At 52.1% G+C, this 16144-nt stretch carries 14 protein-coding genes and 3 pseudogenes; 6 read left to right on the top strand and 11 right to left on the bottom strand.

Annotated features, from left to right (window positions below; translation table 11 throughout):
- Positions 1 to 135 precede the first annotated feature (135 nt).
- A pseudogene (locus tag AB9F26_RS00005) lies at positions 136 to 918 on the top strand (SMP-30/gluconolactonase/LRE family protein); the annotation flags it as partial.
- A 171-nt stretch (positions 919 to 1089) separates the two neighbouring features.
- On the opposite strand, the pseudogene AB9F26_RS00010 reads toward AB9F26_RS00005, so the two are convergent.
- From AB9F26_RS00010 to AB9F26_RS00040, 7 genes and pseudogenes are all read right to left on the bottom strand, one after another.
- Positions 1090 to 1390, bottom strand: a pseudogene (locus AB9F26_RS00010) (ATP-binding protein); the annotation flags it as partial.
- 185 nt (positions 1391 to 1575) lie between these two features.
- Positions 1576 to 1734 (bottom strand): hypothetical protein, encoded by a 159-nt coding sequence (locus tag AB9F26_RS00015; RefSeq protein WP_369767215.1) that lies wholly within the window; start codon positions 1732 to 1734, stop codon positions 1576 to 1578.
- Positions 1688 to 2138: pseudogene (locus AB9F26_RS00020) on the bottom strand (IS21 family transposase); the annotation flags it as partial. The pseudogene AB9F26_RS00020 and the gene AB9F26_RS00015, both read right to left, overlap by 47 nt.
- Before the next feature lie 100 nt (positions 2139 to 2238).
- Positions 2239 to 2706, bottom strand: coding sequence for a peptide-methionine (R)-S-oxide reductase MsrB (gene msrB, locus AB9F26_RS00025; protein ID WP_369767018.1), 468 nt, complete (start codon positions 2704 to 2706; stop codon positions 2239 to 2241).
- A 70-nt stretch (positions 2707 to 2776) separates the two neighbouring features.
- The gene (locus tag AB9F26_RS00030; RefSeq protein ID WP_369767019.1) at positions 2777 to 3346 is read right to left on the bottom strand and encodes a fasciclin domain-containing protein; all 570 of its coding nucleotides are present in this window, start codon (positions 3344 to 3346) and stop codon (positions 2777 to 2779) included.
- Between the two features lie 172 nt (positions 3347 to 3518).
- Positions 3519 to 4217 (bottom strand): anti-sigma factor domain-containing protein, encoded by a 699-nt coding sequence (locus tag AB9F26_RS00035; RefSeq protein WP_335586712.1) that lies wholly within the window; start codon positions 4215 to 4217, stop codon positions 3519 to 3521.
- Complete coding sequence (locus AB9F26_RS00040) at positions 4214 to 4756, bottom strand: sigma-70 family RNA polymerase sigma factor (protein WP_335586711.1); 543 nt, start codon at positions 4754 to 4756, stop codon at positions 4214 to 4216. The genes AB9F26_RS00035 and AB9F26_RS00040 overlap by 4 nt, the downstream gene beginning before the upstream one ends.
- A 168-nt stretch (positions 4757 to 4924) precedes the next feature.
- Between AB9F26_RS00040 and AB9F26_RS00045 the strand changes: the two genes are divergently transcribed.
- Together AB9F26_RS00045 and AB9F26_RS00050 are read left to right on the top strand one after the other, a co-directional pair.
- Positions 4925 to 5545: a YdeI/OmpD-associated family protein gene (locus AB9F26_RS00045; RefSeq protein ID WP_335586710.1), complete on the top strand. Its 621-nt coding sequence runs from the start codon at positions 4925 to 4927 to the stop codon at positions 5543 to 5545.
- 180 nt (positions 5546 to 5725) lie between these two features.
- Positions 5726 to 7354, top strand: a complete 1629-nt coding sequence (locus tag AB9F26_RS00050) for a BCCT family transporter (RefSeq protein WP_039002353.1) — start codon at positions 5726 to 5728, stop codon at positions 7352 to 7354.
- Between the two features lie 95 nt (positions 7355 to 7449).
- On the opposite strand, the gene AB9F26_RS00055 is transcribed toward AB9F26_RS00050, so the two are convergent.
- Positions 7450 to 8802 (bottom strand): glutamine synthetase family protein, encoded by a 1353-nt coding sequence (locus tag AB9F26_RS00055; RefSeq protein ID WP_052274834.1) that lies wholly within the window; start codon positions 8800 to 8802, stop codon positions 7450 to 7452.
- A gap of 339 nt (positions 8803 to 9141) precedes the next feature.
- On the opposite strand from AB9F26_RS00055, the gene AB9F26_RS00060 reads away from it, so the two are divergent.
- The 3 genes from AB9F26_RS00060 (at position 9142) to AB9F26_RS00070 (ending at position 13864) form a co-directional block, all read left to right on the top strand.
- A complete protein-coding gene (locus tag AB9F26_RS00060) occupies positions 9142 to 10515 on the top strand; it encodes a glutamine synthetase family protein (protein ID WP_369767020.1) in 1374 nt (457 codons plus the stop codon).
- Between the two features lie 742 nt (positions 10516 to 11257).
- Positions 11258 to 12334, top strand: a complete 1077-nt coding sequence (locus tag AB9F26_RS00065) for an OmpA family protein (protein ID WP_369767021.1) — start codon at positions 11258 to 11260, stop codon at positions 12332 to 12334.
- A gap of 78 nt (positions 12335 to 12412) precedes the next feature.
- Positions 12413 to 13864 carry a caspase domain-containing protein gene (locus AB9F26_RS00070; RefSeq protein WP_369767022.1) on the top strand — a complete coding sequence of 484 codons (1452 nt, stop codon included), beginning with the start codon at positions 12413 to 12415 and terminating at the stop codon, positions 13862 to 13864.
- A 23-nt stretch (positions 13865 to 13887) separates the two neighbouring features.
- Here the strand turns inward: AB9F26_RS00070 and AB9F26_RS00075 are convergent, their stop codons facing one another.
- The 3 genes from AB9F26_RS00075 to AB9F26_RS00085 are packed head-to-tail and all read right to left on the bottom strand — an operon-like array spanning position 13888 to position 16132.
- A complete protein-coding gene (locus tag AB9F26_RS00075; RefSeq protein WP_335586705.1) occupies positions 13888 to 15312 on the bottom strand; it encodes a DUF4384 domain-containing protein in 1425 nt (474 codons plus the stop codon).
- Positions 15309 to 15713, bottom strand: coding sequence for an ExbD/TolR family protein (locus AB9F26_RS00080; RefSeq protein WP_369767023.1), 405 nt, complete (start codon positions 15711 to 15713; stop codon positions 15309 to 15311). Before AB9F26_RS00080 ends, AB9F26_RS00075 begins: the two co-directional genes overlap by 4 nt.
- On the bottom strand, positions 15710 to 16132 hold the full coding sequence (locus AB9F26_RS00085) for a biopolymer transporter ExbD (RefSeq protein ID WP_335586703.1): 423 nt from the start codon (positions 16130 to 16132) through the stop codon (positions 15710 to 15712). The genes AB9F26_RS00080 and AB9F26_RS00085 overlap by 4 nt, the downstream gene beginning before the upstream one ends.
- Positions 16133 to 16144: the final 12 nt, after the last annotated feature.

Raw genomic sequence — 16144 nt, forward strand, 5'->3', positions numbered from 1 at the left:
GATAAGCGTACGCCGGACATCGCATACTTCGGACAACTAGAAACACGAAACGCGGCATGAACATAAACCAGGTGCATCTTAGCAAAGCCGTAAACCTGTCCTAAAAAGCAGGACCACTTCAGTCGTCAGAATGCCCTTTTGTTTTCGGACATCCCAAACCAGAAAATTCACAAATGGACAGCAGATGGGATCACTTCCATTTTTAGGGCCGCCTCAAACTTTGCAAACGGTCACGCACTCGACCTTCAAGGGCGTCTAGTCACATGCGAACATGGGACACGTTCAGTCACGAGAACTGAAGAGAATGGTCAGATTACGTCGCTCGCAGCCTCACACAACGATAAGCCGCTAAACTCGCCAAATGATGTAGTGGTGAAATCGGATGGCACCGTTTGGTTCACTGATCCAACCTATGGGATCAAAAGTGACTATGAAGGGTATCCTGCTCGGCAGGAACAGGAAGGGCGCTACGTGTTCCGTTTAGAGCCAGACAATGGACGATTGGATGTAGTTGCAACTGACTTTACACAACCAAACGGGCTAGCATTCTCGAAGGACGAAAGCCTGCTTTATATTGCAGATTCAGGACTGAGCGATGACCCCGAATTTGCACCTATTGTCAGGCGTCATGTTGTAAACGATGACGGGACGCTTTCCGACGATGGCATTTTCGCGACAATGGACCCAGGCATCCCCGATGGCCTACGTGTTGATGAACATGACAACGTTTGGATATCAGCTGCCGATGGAGTGCATTGTTTGGACAAGGATGGTCAGCTTTTGGGAAAAATTAAGGTGCCTGAAATCGTATCCAACCTTAACTTTGGTGGTGCCCACGGAAACGAACTCTTCATCACGGCAACATCAAGCGTCTATGCTCTCCAACTTAATACCAAGTCAGCGATCGCAAAACGATAAATCAAAATGGCCAATGTTAAGGCGAGGCATGGGGTAGCCCTGAAAATACGTCATTTCCGAGGACTCTCTCAGAAGAGGTGGTCCAAAGTTTTCGACCAGTTTGCAGCCTTGTTAAGGTGGATCAGGGCTTCATGTCAGGCTGCTAATCTCATTAGTGTCTGACGTCAGTGGCTTGTTTAAGCTGGGTATGATCCTGAAGTCAAAGCTATCTAGGCTTTTGGTGCTGGGGATCTTCGCCGCTTTGATTCGCCGTTCAATCATCCGGCGCTCGCGATCAATAAACTCCATCTCACACAGGCGTGCCAGGTAATGAACGTGATCCATTGCCCGACAGGGCATTGCACAGCAATGCACGAGAGGGGTTGTTCTCAGTAGCACATATCTGCGCTTGCTTTACGTATTCAACTTGGAACGTCGGCAAGCGCAACTTCTTAAGGTGATGTTGCAGAAGGATTTGGGGAGCCACTGTCATGCCACGGCCCCTCCCATCAGGCTCATGTAGCTTGCCGGACGTGTTGTGCCAACATTTGCCTTTGGCAGATAAGGGTAGAAGTCCAAATCCAATCTTGGTGCCCGCTTCTCAAAACGGCACAGCACAAGATGCTTTACGGCATCCATTGACCGGCAGGAGATGCGTGCATCACCGAGAGGGGTAGCCTATTGCCCCATATCAACCGCCTGCTGGATCGCACTCAGCTCAACGTCCTTCTCAAAGGTTTCCAGCAGGCGTAGAACTTGCACCCTCGCCATTGCCCTCGGACCAATGGCGGACAATTCCTCGCTCGTTCCCTCGCGTAGGCCTGCCGAACTTGTCATCAAACAGGCAATGCGATTGCAACTCGGTAAAACTCGGTGTCCGCACACGGGGTCGGACTCAAAGGATACGCGCAACAGCGATCTTGGTATTGTCATAAAGAATGGACTGCGGGATGCCATCAAAGAACGCAAAGGCAGACACGTGGCCATCACAGAACGGCTCGGTTGTCTCCGCAGGGTATCTCTTCACAAAAACTGCGTTAGAATGCGGCAGGCTCATCCCCCAGGCGCACAAAGATGCGCTTGGTTGTGTGACGCGGTTTTTTGATTTGGGCTTTGTCCACGCGCAGCATCTTCGCTATCGTCTTACGGTCCTTGTTGAAATAACGCGCGGCTTCTCGAGCAGACATACCGTCCTTCAAACAAGCACGACGCAGACGACTATAAATATCCACAGAATATATCCCCCGCCCTCCGAGTAAACGAGGGACACAAACTGGTGGAATTCTACTGAGCTACAACTGCGATATGCAGCCGCTTCTGCGGGCCATATTGCTCTGCCGTTCACATCTGTGCGATTTGAAAAGAAAGGCTGACTCCGTTGAGGCAATGGCGCTTGCCCGTCGGTTTCGGACCGTCGTCAAAGATATGACCTAAATGGCTTCCACAGCGACGGCAATGCACCTCTGTGCGTTTTGAAAAAAACGTGTTGTCATCCTTGGTCCTGACGGCATTGGACAAGGATTTATAAAAACTCGGCCAGCCCGTGCCGCTGTCATATTTTGTCGAGGCATCATAGAGCGGCAAATCGCAACCTCTGCAGGCGTAAATCCCATCGCGGGTTTCCTTGTCCAAAGGGCTAGAGCCTGCGCGTTCAGTCTTTTCTTCGCGCATCACAAGGTATTCTATTTCACTCAATTGCGCGCGCCATTGGGCTTCGGTGCGCGTGATTTCAAACGTGCCTTCAGTGGCATGAAGTTTTGTAGCCACCATGGCGGCGGTACCGGACAGAAGGAATAATCGGCGTTTCATGAGAGCCTCCAATTTGGATTTCAGGGCGTGCCCACTCTCGCAATTTAGACGCGGAAGTGGGCGACATTATTTATTTAGGCAAAAGAACACGGTTAACAACGTGGATAACGCCGTTGGACTGGTTCACGTCAGCGATGGTGACAAGACTGGCGTTGCCGCTTTCATCAAAGATATAGACTTTGCCATTTTTGACTTGCGCGGACAAGGCATCGCCCGAGACAGCTTCGAAGTGATAGAAACCATCAGAGCTTTTACCCGCAGCGCTGATGATATTAGCGGCGGACCATTTACCTGCAACCACATGCGATGTGAGGACTTTGGTTAGGGTGGCTTTGTTTTCTGGCATCAGCAAGGTTTCGACCGTGCCTTCAGGAAGTGCAGCAAATGCGGCGTTCACGGGGGCGAATACGGTAAAGGGACCCGCGCTCTGAAGCGTCTCAACGAGGCCAGCCGCCTGAACTGCGGCCACGAGGGTTGTGTGGTCTTCCGAGTTTACAGCGTTCTCGACAATGTTTTTGGACTCATACATGGCAGCGCCGCCCACCATTGGGTTTTCGGCATATGCGGCCGTCGACAAGAAGCCAGCAACAACGGCAACGTTGAACGCACGGAAAGTCGTTTTTGCGATTGAGAGTTTCATTGTGATTTCCTTTTCAAAGGGTTGGTTTGTTTTGGTTGTGATGAAAACACGCAACCCACCAATGAAAAGTTTCAAAGTAATTTGAAAGAACGAAAAATGGCCGTTAATTCTTTGAATTTAAAGCAAATAAAATTTTAAATTGTCCAAGCGGACCCGTTGAACACTCATCAAATCAGGACGAAATGATCGTTCCAACGGCCAGAACCGCCCCTGTTGGCGCTCCAGTGGGGGAGCCGCCAGTGGGCTCGTCACTGATCGCAAGCGTTCCGCCATTCATGGCCGCGATAAGAGTTTGCGGCACGGATATCATCGCATTTTCGCTCGCTGGTAAGACCCCCAGAGACACAGGCGCAGGTGCTCCGTCAGCAATGAGCCACAACTCTAGAACCCGCCCTTCGGCGGCAGAGCCAACAATCCGGTTGATATCAATTTCGCCAGAGTTGGGATCAAAGCTTGCCGTGACGACCAGTGCACGATCCTCTGCTGCAATCTCGGCGGTATAGGTCGGCGCTTGTGTGTCATCCAGCATGGAGGGGCCGAAATACGCGGCCAAAACCAGCATCGCAACGACGGCAAACACGCTGCCCTTGTGGCCAAAGAACCACGCCAGCGAAAACCTTGGCGCGGGTTCGGTGGCCCCAAAGAGGCGCGCATCAATGGCGCTCTTGAGGTGAGCGGGGGGCGTGACTTCGGGGATATCATCCGCCAAATGCACAAGCCCTTCGTCCCACTCGCGCAACAAAACACGTAAATCGGGCTCATCACGCAGACGCTTTTCAAACGCAAGACGGCTCTCCGCATCCAGAAGATGCAGCGCATATTCCCCCACGAGGGTAGTATCGTCGTCGTTATGATCGCCCGATTGGGTCATCTGCTTAAACAGTCTTTCAGTTTCGCAAGGCTTCGACGAAGCCATGTTCGCATTGTATTGATCGGCACACCCGCGCGGTCTGCCAAGTCTTGATATGTGTCGCCGTCAAGATAAGCGCCGCGTATTGATGCGGCGTGGTCAACATCCAGTTCGCCCAAACAATTATCGATCTGCGTGCGTTCGGAACTTTGCACTGCGGCGGCTTCTGGTGTCGGTCCACTATCGGCTAGCTCGACAACATCCTCGATAGACGCAGTGGAGATTTTGCGGGCTCTGAGTCTGTCGATTGACAGATTTCGCGCCAACGTAATCAACCACGTCATAGGGCTGTAACCGTTGACGACATAGCTGTTTGCCTTCTGCCAAACCCTGACAAAAACATCCTGCAAGGCGTCTTCTGCTTCGGCCCTATTGTTCAAGACACGTAGGCAAATACCAAAAAGTTTCGCAGAGGTCGCAGAATAAAGGGAAGAAAACGCCGCGCGGTCGCCCAAACCGGTGCGTACAATAAAATCCTCGATGTCAGCGACAGTGTTCATCTTGCTACGCTAATGCGAGGCCAGCACCGTGTAAACGAGCAAGTCAAAAAGTTACGCAAACACCATTGCGAAATCGACTAAACCTACCGCTAGACACTCTGCTCAAATTCTTTTCTTATTTCAGGAGTGGGGGGTTATAAATTTCCGAGACCAAGGAAAGCTTACGCTATGATCACAGATCCCGAGGACTATTTTTTGATTGGATGTGGGCGCTGCAAACGCTTTGCTACGCCAGATTGCTCGGTGCGTAAATGGGCGGATGGGCTCAAGCACTTGCGCCAAATCTGTCGAGAGGTTGGGCTTATGGAAACGGCTAAATGGGGCCATCCGTGCTATATGCACAACGGGCGCAACATTGCGTTGCTCGGCGCATTCCGTGGCGACTTTCGGTTAAGCTTCTTTAATCCCGCGTTGATGAAAGATCCCGAAAATGTCCTCGTGAAAAGAGGTCCAAACACGCAAAATGCAGGTATGATGAGCTTCACAGACAGTACCGCAGTGGCAAAAATGGAACCGATAATCGTTTCCTATTTAGCAGAAGCTATTGGCTATGCGGATGCTGGGTTAGTACCAGTTAAAGAGCCAGTGGAAATCGAATTGCCTGATGAATTGGTTGAGGCCATGGATATCGATCCCGAACTGGCTGAGGCCTTTCACAAACTGACACCAGGTCGTCAAAGAAGCTACGTGATTAATCTCAATGGTGCAAAAGCGTCTGCGACACGCACCACGCGTATTGAGAAGTTCCGTGACAAAATTATCTTGGGCAAAGGCGCGATGGAAAGGTGAACAATATCCGTCCAACAGCCCAAATAAGCGGCGAATTATAAGGCCTTAACCCACTTCGTTTGCTTTTTTTCCCTTTGCCTGTTACTGTCGGCTTAGGCGGATTTTCCGTAAACGCGACTTGAATCGCCAGTTGCAGGACAGTGTCCAAAGCGACTCGCGTCGGTTCTGGAAGGATAACTTTTGACAGATTCCACAAACGACCCGAGCACGGACGTGCCTCAGCCTATTGATACAGACTTTGAGATAGGGCAACACAACGTCACGCCATTCGGCTTTGATATCCACAATCCGGTTTTCGGGATTTCGAGTATCGCTATCATTGTTTTCGTCATCGCAACTCTGATGTTGCAAGGCCCAGCCACAGAGTTTTTCAGCTGGTTACGTGATTTCCTAACGTCGAGTTTCGACTGGTTCTTTCTAAGTGCGGCGAATGTTTTTGTACTTTTCAGTCTGTTCCTTGTGCTTTCGCCTATGGGTAAAATCCGGCTTGGTGGCAAAGAGGCGCGTCCCGATTATGGCTACCTCGGTTGGTTCGCCATGCTTTTCGCCGCCGGTATGGGTATCGGCCTGATGTTTTTCGGCGTGTCCGAACCGATGTCGCATTTTGCATCCTCGATGGGCGGCACAACGGTTGAGGCTGGCGCGCGTACCGATTGGGCCCCCCTTGGTGCTGCGGTTGGTGACACCATCGCCGCACGCGATCTTGGTATGGCTGCTACGATCTTCCACTGGGGGCTGCATCCGTGGTCAATCTATGCAATCGTTGCCCTGTCGCTGGCGTTCTTCACTTTCAACAACGGTCTACCGCTGACATTGCGTTCGGCGTTTTATCCGCTTTTGGGCGAACGGGTCTGGGGTTGGCCGGGGCACGTCATTGACACTCTCGCCGTGTTCTCCACGCTTTTCGGTCTTGCCACCTCACTTGGCTTTGGGACCGAACAGGCGCTTGCTGGGTTCAATTTCCTCTTTGGTTGGGGCACTGGCAATATCGCCAAAGTCGTCCTCATTTCGGTCATCACCGCACTGGCAACCATCTCGGTGATCCGCGGCCTCGATGGTGGGGTTAAAATCCTATCTGAGATCAACATTGGCCTCGCCTTGCTGCTCCTCTTGTTCGTAATCGTCGTTGGGCCGACAGCCATAATCTTTGATACGATTGTCTCAGGTGGCATTGCTTATGCACGCGAAATCATTCCTCTCTCCAACCCCTTCGGACGTGATGACACCAACTTTATGCAAGGCTGGACAGCGTTCTATTGGGCATGGTGGATTTCTTGGTCGCCTTTCGTGGGCATGTTCATCGCGCGGGTTTCTCGTGGCCGGACAGTGCGCGAATTCCTGACCTGCGTTATCTTGATCCCAATGCTCGCCAGTGTCGTTTGGATGGGTGCCTTTGGTGGTGCCGCTGTATCGCAAGTGATGGCGGATGCGGCGGCTCCCGTGATTGGTGTCGCACAAGAACTCAAGCTCTTTGTCATGCTGGAACAGTTGCCCTTTGCGTCGATTACGTCGCTTCTGGGTATCGTGCTGGTGCTTGTGTTCTTTGTGACGTCGTCGGATTCCGGTTCGCTAGTGATCGACACAATTACCGCTGGTGGCAAGATTGACGCCCCCGTACCCCAACGAGTTTTCTGGTGTATATTCGAAGGTGTGGTTGCCGCGACTCTGCTCCTTGTTGGCGGCAGCAGCGCGCTTACGGCACTTCAGGCGATGGCTGTTTCGACGGGCTTCCCGTTCACCATCGTTCTCCTTGCGATGTGTGTTAGCCTTTATATCGGTATGCGCAGATACGTTAAAGCAATGACCTAAACGTTCCGTCTGGCTCCCTGTTTTGGGGGCCAGACACCACTTCACAATTGCGAAGCCCTCAACGGCTACGGCTCGTCTGGATTCTTCCGAACCAGCTATATACGGTCCAAATAAGTTTGATATTCCACATCGGTAACCATAGCAGAAAGCTTTTGAATTTCTGCCCGACAGCAAGCGGTAAAGACCCTTCGGTACTCTTTTCCAAACACGTCCACAGCCGCAGTCGAGCGTGAAAACGCGTCAACAGCTGGAACCCAAGTTCCGTACAGGCGCTGTTTGATTGCCCCCCCTTCATCGATAGGCTTCCCCGGGTCAATTTTATTTTTTAATCCAATCAACGCTCCACCCAGAATGGCCGTCAGCGCGAGATAGGGGTTCACGTCCGACCCTGAAATGCGGTGTTCAAAACGGGCTGCTGGTCCCTGACTTTCGGGCACACGAACGCTGGCGCTGCGATTGTCTAAGCCCCAATTTGGCTGTAGCGGTGCATGGCTGCCTTCTTGAAACCGCCGATAGGAATTTAGATGCGGCGCGAAAATAACCTGCAATTCCCGCATGGTCGACAAAAGACCGCCGATGGCGTGGTGCAAATTTTCTTTGCCACCGTCTTCAAGTGCAAAGATGTTTTCGCCGTCTTCATTGATCAAGCTTACGTGGAAATGCATCCCACTTCCGGCGTCGTCTCCATAGGGTTTCGCCATGAAGGTCGATTCCAAATCGTGGCGTTGTGCACATCCCCAAACGAGGCGCTTGAACAAAATGGCGTAATCCGCCGCCGCAATCGGATCTGGAACATGTTTGAAATTGATTTCAAATTGGCCGGAACCTGACTCCGCAATGATAATATCCACGGGGAGATCCAGGGCTTCGCACCCCCTGCGGATTTCGCGCAGCACGTCTTCCAACTCATCCATCGCATCCAAATCATAGAGCTGGGTACCCATGGAGCCAATCGGGGGGATGGGCGCTGAGCCCAGGTTTTTGCGTTTGCGAAACAGATAGAATTCCATTTCGGCGGCCACAACTGCGGTCAGCCCAATTGCGGCAAAGCGCTCAACCATCGACGACAATTGCTGGCGCGGGTCATAGATACAAGGCGCGCCGTCTTCAGTTTCCAACGTCATCAAGAGCTGGGCCGCAGGTGTTTTGGTCCAAGGCAGCCGCTTGAGTGTGCGCATAATCGGAACACCATAACCATCAGGGTCGCCAGTGGCGAGCGCCAGTCGGGTTTCGTTCACGTCGTGCCCCCACACATCCAGCGCATACGAGGAAATAGGAAGGCGCACGTCCCGCGTCAGGAGCTTCCTCGCTCCGTCCGGTGGCATCCATTTGCCACGGAAAATCCCGTGCATATCTGGGAACAGGAGCTCAATGCGCTCAAGGTCTGGGTTCTCGGCTAAAAAATCTAGAAGGATTTTACGATCTTCAGGGCTGGGTGTCTTTGGCATTCTATTAACCTCAAGCGCCGCAATCTCGGCGTCAAATTAGTTGCTCGTCCTTGAAAAAATCGTTTGCAATTTCTCGATTTAGTCTTCAGGAATAATTTGATCAAATATTGAATTTGTGTCAAGATTGAACATGAAAAACCCTTTCGATTTCCTAAAAGCACTCGTCCCGTTTCTTTTCCAATTTCGCGCGCGATGGGGCTGTTTTTGTAGGGTTCTTGTCAACACTTTTCCATATACTAACACGTGCCCAGTGCTTTAAAATAATTTGATCAAATATGTGGTGAGTTGCAATGGGCGTCCATGCCCGCCAGTTTTTAGCTTTCACAGGAGTCCCCTAAAATGCGAGCAACAGAGATAAAATCCATCGTCGCGCAATTGCCCGATCACCTTCAGGAATGGTTGGCGGGGCGCAACCCAGAAGAAATTGAAGCTGTTGTGCCGGACATGGTTGGCATTGGGCGTGGAAAAGCCATGCCGGGCCGAAAATTTGCCAGCGAGCAAACCATGTTTTTGCCAACGTCGATTTTTTTTCAGACGATCACTGGAGGTTATGCAGACGTCGCCATTGCAAATGCTTGGGCGGAATCCGATTTGGTTTTGGTGCCGGATTTATCAACTGCGCGGGCGGTGCCGTGGACGTCTGATGTGACCATCCAAGTGATTTGCGATGTTCACACCCAAGACGGAAAACTTAGCGGTTTGGCACCGCGCAATGTACTCAAACGGGTGCTCGATCTCTATTCTGCGCGCGGGTGGAAACCCGTGGTTGCGCCTGAAATGGAGTTCTATCTTACCAAGCCCAATGTCGATCCTGATCTTCCGATTGTACCGCCGATTGGACGCTCGGGGCGCCAAGGAGTGGGGCGGCAGGCCTATTCCATTAGCGGCGTTGACGAGTATAGCGCCGTGGTCGATGACATCTACGATTTCGCCGAAGCACAGGGCCTTGAAATCGATACGGTGATGCAGGAGGGCGGGGCTGGGCAGCTTGAGATTAACCTCAATCACGGCGATCCCCTAAAACTCGCTGATCAAGTTTTCATGTTCAAACGCACCATTCGTGAGGCGGCGTTACGGCACGATTGCTATGCGACCTTCATGGCGAAACCGATGGAAAACGAGCCCGGAAGTGCGATGCATGTGCATCAAAGCGTTGTCGATATCGAGACGGGCGCAAGTGTATTTAATGATAAAAACGATCAAGCGACTGAGCTTTTTCATGGCTTTCTTGCAGGGCAACAGACCTACTTGAATTCGGTCGTGTGCCTGCTCGCGCCCTATGTAAATTCCTATCGTCGCCTCGTGCCAGGGGAATCCGCACCGATCAACCTTGAATGGGGCACGGACAACCGCTCGACGGGCCTGCGCATTCCGATCTCCAAGCCTGAATCACGGCGAGTGGAATGTCGGGTTGTGGGTATGGATGCCAATCCGTATTTAGCGATGGCGGCCTGTCTGGCCTGTGGATACTTGGGTATGGTTGAGAAGCTCAAACCCCGCGAACCAATCGTGAGTGATGCGGGCGATTTGCCCCATGAATTGCCCCATGATGTGAAGGAAGCATTAAAGGCCTTTGAGAACGCGCCCAAGGTTCAGGAACTGCTTGGGGTCGAATTCAGTCAGCTTTACATCGCAATTAAACGGTCGGAACAAAACGACTTTTTGCGTGTGATCAGCCCTTGGGAACGGGAGCACTTGCTGTTGAACGTATAGAAAATGAATGGCACCCTGCTTTTCAATCCGCAAGTAGTTAAATCCTCAACTTGGTGCGTGACAGCAATCATCCTATCGAGAAGTTTTTTCCATCTCCGGTCGCTGCATGAAATAAGGAATTGGTTCGTTGGATCGCATTTCGGATCGCGTTTTCGTTAAAAAGGACAAGAATACCACACCATCTTCCCGCAATTGATTGCTTTTAACAATATAATCGTGATTCTATTGCTGGTAGCGGTTGGAAGAACCCGCGTCGCTTTTAGAGGGCCAGCTTTGAAAGTCAGAGTCATTGGGCACACCCTCTGTTGATTGAAAGTATCACTAATTGGACACTTTGGTGAGACTAAGCGCCAGCGGAGAGGTTGCTACAACCATTTTTGGGAGAAGTGGCAATCCGAAACCACAGAAGGAACCGCCGTTGCGATGCGCGTAAATTCTACTTAGCCGACAGCATTAAGGCGGTGCATCTACGGGTCAAAAAGGACCGCAATTGAAACGGTAAAACTGTGGCGAAAATGGCGCGGGAGTGTATAGTGGTGCAAAATTGGGTAAGTTTTCTTTCATTTTGGGAAGAGTAAATGGTCGTGGCACGCGCACTGTGCCATAACGGGAATACGAGAATGTTGATGTCGCGGCTGCGCGCCAATTCTGAGTGGCCATGGTTCACATGGCATTAATACTATTCGATATTTAACCAAGGCTAGAACATAGATCTTGGAGGTTTTTTTTGGAGGACGTGAGAATGCGAAGTAATGTGCTGGGGCTGGTTTTAGCCAGAGTTTTCCTTGTTATTCTGGCGTTGGCGGTTGGGCTGTCAGAGCCTGTAAACGCTCAGACTGGACCGTTTTCAGGTGGCTGGAATCTCCAACCCGAAGCTTCATCCTTGGAGTTTCAATCTGTTAAAAAGCAGACCGTAGTTGAGTCCAGCAGCTTTGCCACATTAGCGGGCACAATCGATGAAAATGGCCTTGCCAAAATGTCGGTGCTGCTTGATTCCGTTGATACGAAAGTTGATTTACGCAATGTTCGGATGCGTTTTCTGTTCTTTGAAACATTCAAATTTCCCGAAGCGACAATCACAACCCAGATCAACCCCGCAGATTTGACCGATTTGGCTCAGGTCCGCCGCAAGCAGATCCCGTTGACATATTCGATTGATTTACATGGCGTTTCGAAAACATTTGAAACTGTGGCAACCGTCACGTTGTTGAGTGATGACCTAGTATCAATTGCAAGCCGGACACCGATTTCGGTGGCAGTGGAAGATTTTGATCTCACCGACGGTTTGGCGAAACTGCAAGAGGCCGCCAATGTTGATATCGTCCCGTCGGCGACTATATCGTTTGATTTCTTGTTCGCGCGCGCCACATCGCAAGCTGCCGTGGAACCCATATCAACCGAGCCAGCTAAGCCCGCCTCTGTCGCCCTAGAAGTTGTCGGAAATTTTGATCAGAAAGCCTGTGAAGGGCGTTTTGAAATTCTTTCGCGCACTGGCAGCATCTATTTCTCCTCCGGAAGCGCCCGCCTACAGGACACGAGCGCTCCCTTGTTAAATAGCCTCGCAGAGATCATCGCCCGTTGCCCCGATTTGAAAATCGAGGTGGGCGGCCACACGGATTCGGATGGTGGGGACGCACAAAACGAGCGTCTTTCCCGTTCGAGAGCGGCGTCTGTTGTCGATTATTTGCTCGCTAAAGGCCTTAATCCTGACATGTTGGAAAGCAAAGGTTACGGCGAAAGCAACCCCATTGCCACGAACGACACCAGTGAGGGAAAATCCAAAAACCGCCGGATCGAATTTAAGGTATTAGGTAGCTAAATGAAAAACGTTGTAAGTCCCATTCTTCAATTCCTATCGCGACCCGCCGCTTGGCTTGTGTGTGCTCTGGCATTTTCTATGTCCGCACAGACCAGTTTGGCCGAGCCACGGATCGCGCTTATCATGGGAAATGGGGCTTACTCATCCGTGACGCAACTCGACAATCCCGTGTCCGACGCGCGTCTTATGGAAACCGCGTTGATCGAAAGCGGCTTTGACGTTCGCGTTATCACCGATGCCTCTCAAATCGACATGAACCGTGCCATTGCACAGTTTGGACGCGATTTGCGCAGCGGCGGAGAAGAGACAACGGGGCTGTTTTACTACGCAGGACACGCGGTTCAATCGTTTGGCTCGAACTTCTTACTTCCCGTCGACACGCAGCTAACGGATGCTGCCGATTTAAGTTTGGTTGGTGTTCCCGCTGACGCCGTTTTGCGACAAATGTTTTCCGCCAGCAATCGCACGAATATCGTGATTTTGGATGCGTGTCGCAACAATCCGTTTGAGTCAATTCCAGCTTTGAATGACAACGGCCTTGCCGAGATGAACGCCCCTCGCGGCACGTTTTTGGCCTATTCTACGGCACCAGGCGCTGTCGCGCTCGACGGATTAGATGGAAACAGCCCGTTTACCAAAACCCTCGCAACGGAAATTACACGTGAAGGGGTATCCCTTGAGCAGACATTCAAGAGCGTACGGATTGAAGTTGTTGCGCTTACGAATGGTCAGCAGACGCCTTGGGATACATCTTCGCTCACGTCCGATTTTGCCTTCCGCGCGTCACAGCCTTTGACCCAAGAGCAAGTGCAGGAAAAACAACTCTGGGATTCCGTGCGTCATAGCGACGATCCGGTACCTATCATGTTGTTTTTGCGAGCCTACCCTGCAGGCATATTCACGGTAGAGGCGCGGGATTTGTTGAATGAGATAATGCGCGCCGAGTTGGCGGGTGGCGAGAGTGATACCACTACGGCACAGGTTGCTGCGCCGACCGTTGAGCCTGAAGTCGCTGAGAATACGGGCTCAATTGCGGATGAGGAAGCCTTGATTGGGGCCGCCCAAAGCTCGGGGAAATCCGAGGATTATGAGGCCTATCTTGAAGCTTATCCCAACGGTATCTATGCGGAACTTGCGGGTTTTGAGAAGGATATTCTCGCCCAAAAAGCCGCAGCAGCGGCTGCGCCCGTCGCGGTTCCAGAGAGTTCCGTGGCCGCGGTTGAAAGCTCGCAGCAAGACGTGACGTTTACGACACCACTTACCTCGCAAGATCCAGAGGTGGTTGGTCGAAGCATTGCGCAACTCATTGAGGGATCGCCTGCGTTCCCGCCTTTTGAAGGCTTGCCCGAGGAAGCGTGGAATGGGAAAACGTGCTCCAATTGCCACGAGTGGACTGCTGAAGCGTTGTGCACGCAGGGGAAAACCTACCTCCTAGCCAGCAATGAACGTTCCCTGTCGAAATCGCACCCTTTAGGTGGAGCGTTCAAGCAAGGATTACGTCATTGGGCTGGGGGCGGATGTTTACCCTAAGCGTGCCACGAGTTACTTCGCGGTTATTGTTCGGCGGTTGAGATGAAAAAATACACCCATTCCCCCTTGAAGTCTTTGTGTTGTTCTCGCGCCTCAGTAACCTGAGCTTTGAGGAATTCGAGATAGTTTTCGGCCGGTTCTTGCAAGGGGCGCGGATCATCATAAAGCACGACAGACGAGGCAAAGGCCGCCGCGATTTCTTGCCCGTATGGGGGCCCGATTGTCAGCTCAAGCGAGGGCTTGTCCCCACGGTCCGTGCCCACCGAAAGGGGGCTTTTGGCGTTAGAAAACTCAAGCGGGACAATCTCGTTGGGTTGGAGATGGATAACCATGCCATCGGCTGTAAAAAAATCGACGTAAACATAGCCGTCGTAGTCGGGTGCCACCAGTTCAAGCGAAAGACGTTGACCCGCGAAATACGTGTAGTTTTGGGCAAATCCAGACGCGCCAATCACACGCGGATTTGTGAGTTGTTCGGTCGATTGGGGAAGGCCCACATCGGCAATACCAGATAGGGCGCTACATTGCGGTCTAGGTAGAATAAGTAATTGATCCGTAACAGGAATTGCACTGCCAATCTGTTGTTTTAATGCGGCCAATACGGGCCCGCGCAAGGCATCTTCAGGAATGTGGCCGCGCAGCTCAAGCTGTCCAGTTTCGGGCAGAAATGTCGCTTGCAAGCGTGCGCAGGGAACGGAGGCCAGAATGGTTGCAATCCCGTCTCGTACTTCACTATGGGCACCACCGGCTTGCATCAGATCACTAGGTTGCATGAACGCCTGAATAGCGCTGAGTGACGCCGCTTCAACCACGGCATTGTCGCCACCAGACCAAGCGAGGGAGGCCTGTCCCTGCTCGGAAGGTATGTCGAGAGAGGCCGAGGGTATAGCTTGATCGGAGGGCGACGTGGAAATGGAGGCTTCGCCTGTCGCGGGGATTGCATTGCTTTCCTGTGCCGGGGCTTTCAATTGTGCGGAGGTTTCACCCCGGGGTTGGGTCGATTTGATGGTCGTTGAGGGCGGAGGTTTTGCGGCCTCCGCTACCGCTTTCGGGAGAGATGTTGCGATCTGTGTTTTCTGGGGAACCACTGGTGCTGTGGGAATTGTCGGTACCTCGGAGGGGCTCGTTTTCTGCGACGGCAATGGCTTGGTCGGCACAGAAAGACCTGCTGTTTGTAGGGTAGCGGCATTTGATTTGGGAAAGGCCCCCAGACCCAGAGTTTTGGAATCGGGTTTGCTTTCATTTGCTGCCTCAGGTGCGGTTTGCGTTTCCTGAGCTGCGACGCGTTTCACGTCTTGTGTTTTGATGTCGATTTGAGATTTAGGGAGGTTTTGTGTCTCAAACGGATCGGGCGTGACGAGATATGCGATGGCTCCGAGCGCCACGAAGTGGAGGGCAACCGAGGCGGCCATGGCGGCCAGCCAGAATGTTTTGGATTGCGTGTTCATGGCATTTCTGGCGTCACAACAAGCACCAAGTCGCGCGCACCGAGGGCTTCAATTTTTGCCATTAACGGCAGGACATGCGCAAGGTCGGCATCCTGATGTGCGTTGATGCGTACCAGCAAGTTCGGATCGTCCACAAGGCTGACGGACAGTTGTCCAAGCAGGGAGTCCAATGCGGATTCGGCACTGTTCAGAGCGAGTTCCCCTTGCGCACCAATTGAAAGGGTCGCACCGCCACCGGGCATCTCGGTGCCTGTGGTGGAGAAAGCGGGATAAACTGCAAAAGGGGCGGTGGCGTCCATTCGACCGATGAGCATGAAGAAAATGAGCAGGAAAAACACGACATCAATGAGCGGAATGATGGTTTCTGGAGGAAGACGACGGGGGCGACGGGCGAGTTTCATTCGACCGCAGCCAATTGCAAAATGCGCAGTTGAGTGACGCCTGAAGCCGTTATTGTGTCGAGCAGTGACACGAGGGATTGGGTCTTTGCATGGGGCGATGGCCAGATCAAAACGGAAGTATCCGGAAATTGCGCGACCAGGGTGGTTAGGAGCGCGGCGAGGTCGGGGAGGCGCGCTTTCTGCCCTTTAAGGCTGGGCTGCCCGTCAGAATTTAACCGAATGAGCAGTGGGGCATTGGCAGAAGGAGCTCCCTCATTTTCCGGTGTAATTGTGGTGTCAGAGGACTTCACAACGGGGATCATTCCAAGGTTGAGATATGTTGATGTCACCATGAAAAACACCAACATGATTAGCAATACGTCAATCATAGGCACTAAGGATATGATCCTTTTGGGCTCAGTGACTCGCGTAAGTTGCATATCGCTTCCTTC

The organism is Falsihalocynthiibacter sp. BN13B15 (genome assembly GCF_041205415.1).
Taxonomy (GTDB): Bacteria; Pseudomonadota; Alphaproteobacteria; order Rhodobacterales; family Rhodobacteraceae; genus Falsihalocynthiibacter; species Falsihalocynthiibacter arcticus.

What these genes read in the sequence shown, in the direction of transcription:
- AB9F26_RS00075 (WP_335586705.1), bottom strand. Translation starts at nt 15,312, where the DNA reads ATGAACACGCAATCCAAAACATTCTGGCTGGCCGCCATGGCCGCCTCG.
- AB9F26_RS00040 (WP_335586711.1), bottom strand. Translation starts at nt 4,756, where the DNA reads ATGAACACTGTCGCTGACATCGAGGATTTTATTGTACGCACCGGTTTG.
- msrB (WP_369767018.1), bottom strand. Translation starts at nt 2,706, where the DNA reads ATGAAACGCCGATTATTCCTTCTGTCCGGTACCGCCGCCATGGTGGCT.
- AB9F26_RS00035 (WP_335586712.1), bottom strand. Translation starts at nt 4,217, where the DNA reads ATGACCCAATCGGGCGATCATAACGACGACGATACTACCCTCGTGGGG.
- AB9F26_RS00015 (WP_369767215.1), bottom strand. Translation starts at nt 1,734, where the DNA reads ATGACAAGTTCGGCAGGCCTACGCGAGGGAACGAGCGAGGAATTGTCC.
- AB9F26_RS00055 (WP_052274834.1), bottom strand. Translation starts at nt 8,802, where the DNA reads ATGCCAAAGACACCCAGCCCTGAAGATCGTAAAATCCTTCTAGATTTT.
- AB9F26_RS00030 (WP_369767019.1), bottom strand. Translation starts at nt 3,346, where the DNA reads ATGAAACTCTCAATCGCAAAAACGACTTTCCGTGCGTTCAACGTTGCC.
- AB9F26_RS00045 (WP_335586710.1), top strand. Translation starts at nt 4,925, where the DNA reads ATGATCACAGATCCCGAGGACTATTTTTTGATTGGATGTGGGCGCTGC.
- AB9F26_RS00080 (WP_369767023.1), bottom strand. Translation starts at nt 15,713, where the DNA reads ATGAAACTCGCCCGTCGCCCCCGTCGTCTTCCTCCAGAAACCATCATT.
- AB9F26_RS00065 (WP_369767021.1), top strand. Translation starts at nt 11,258, where the DNA reads ATGCGAAGTAATGTGCTGGGGCTGGTTTTAGCCAGAGTTTTCCTTGTT.
- AB9F26_RS00085 (WP_335586703.1), bottom strand. Translation starts at nt 16,132, where the DNA reads ATGCAACTTACGCGAGTCACTGAGCCCAAAAGGATCATATCCTTAGTG.
- AB9F26_RS00060 (WP_369767020.1), top strand. Translation starts at nt 9,142, where the DNA reads ATGCGAGCAACAGAGATAAAATCCATCGTCGCGCAATTGCCCGATCAC.
- AB9F26_RS00070 (WP_369767022.1), top strand. Translation starts at nt 12,413, where the DNA reads ATGTCCGCACAGACCAGTTTGGCCGAGCCACGGATCGCGCTTATCATG.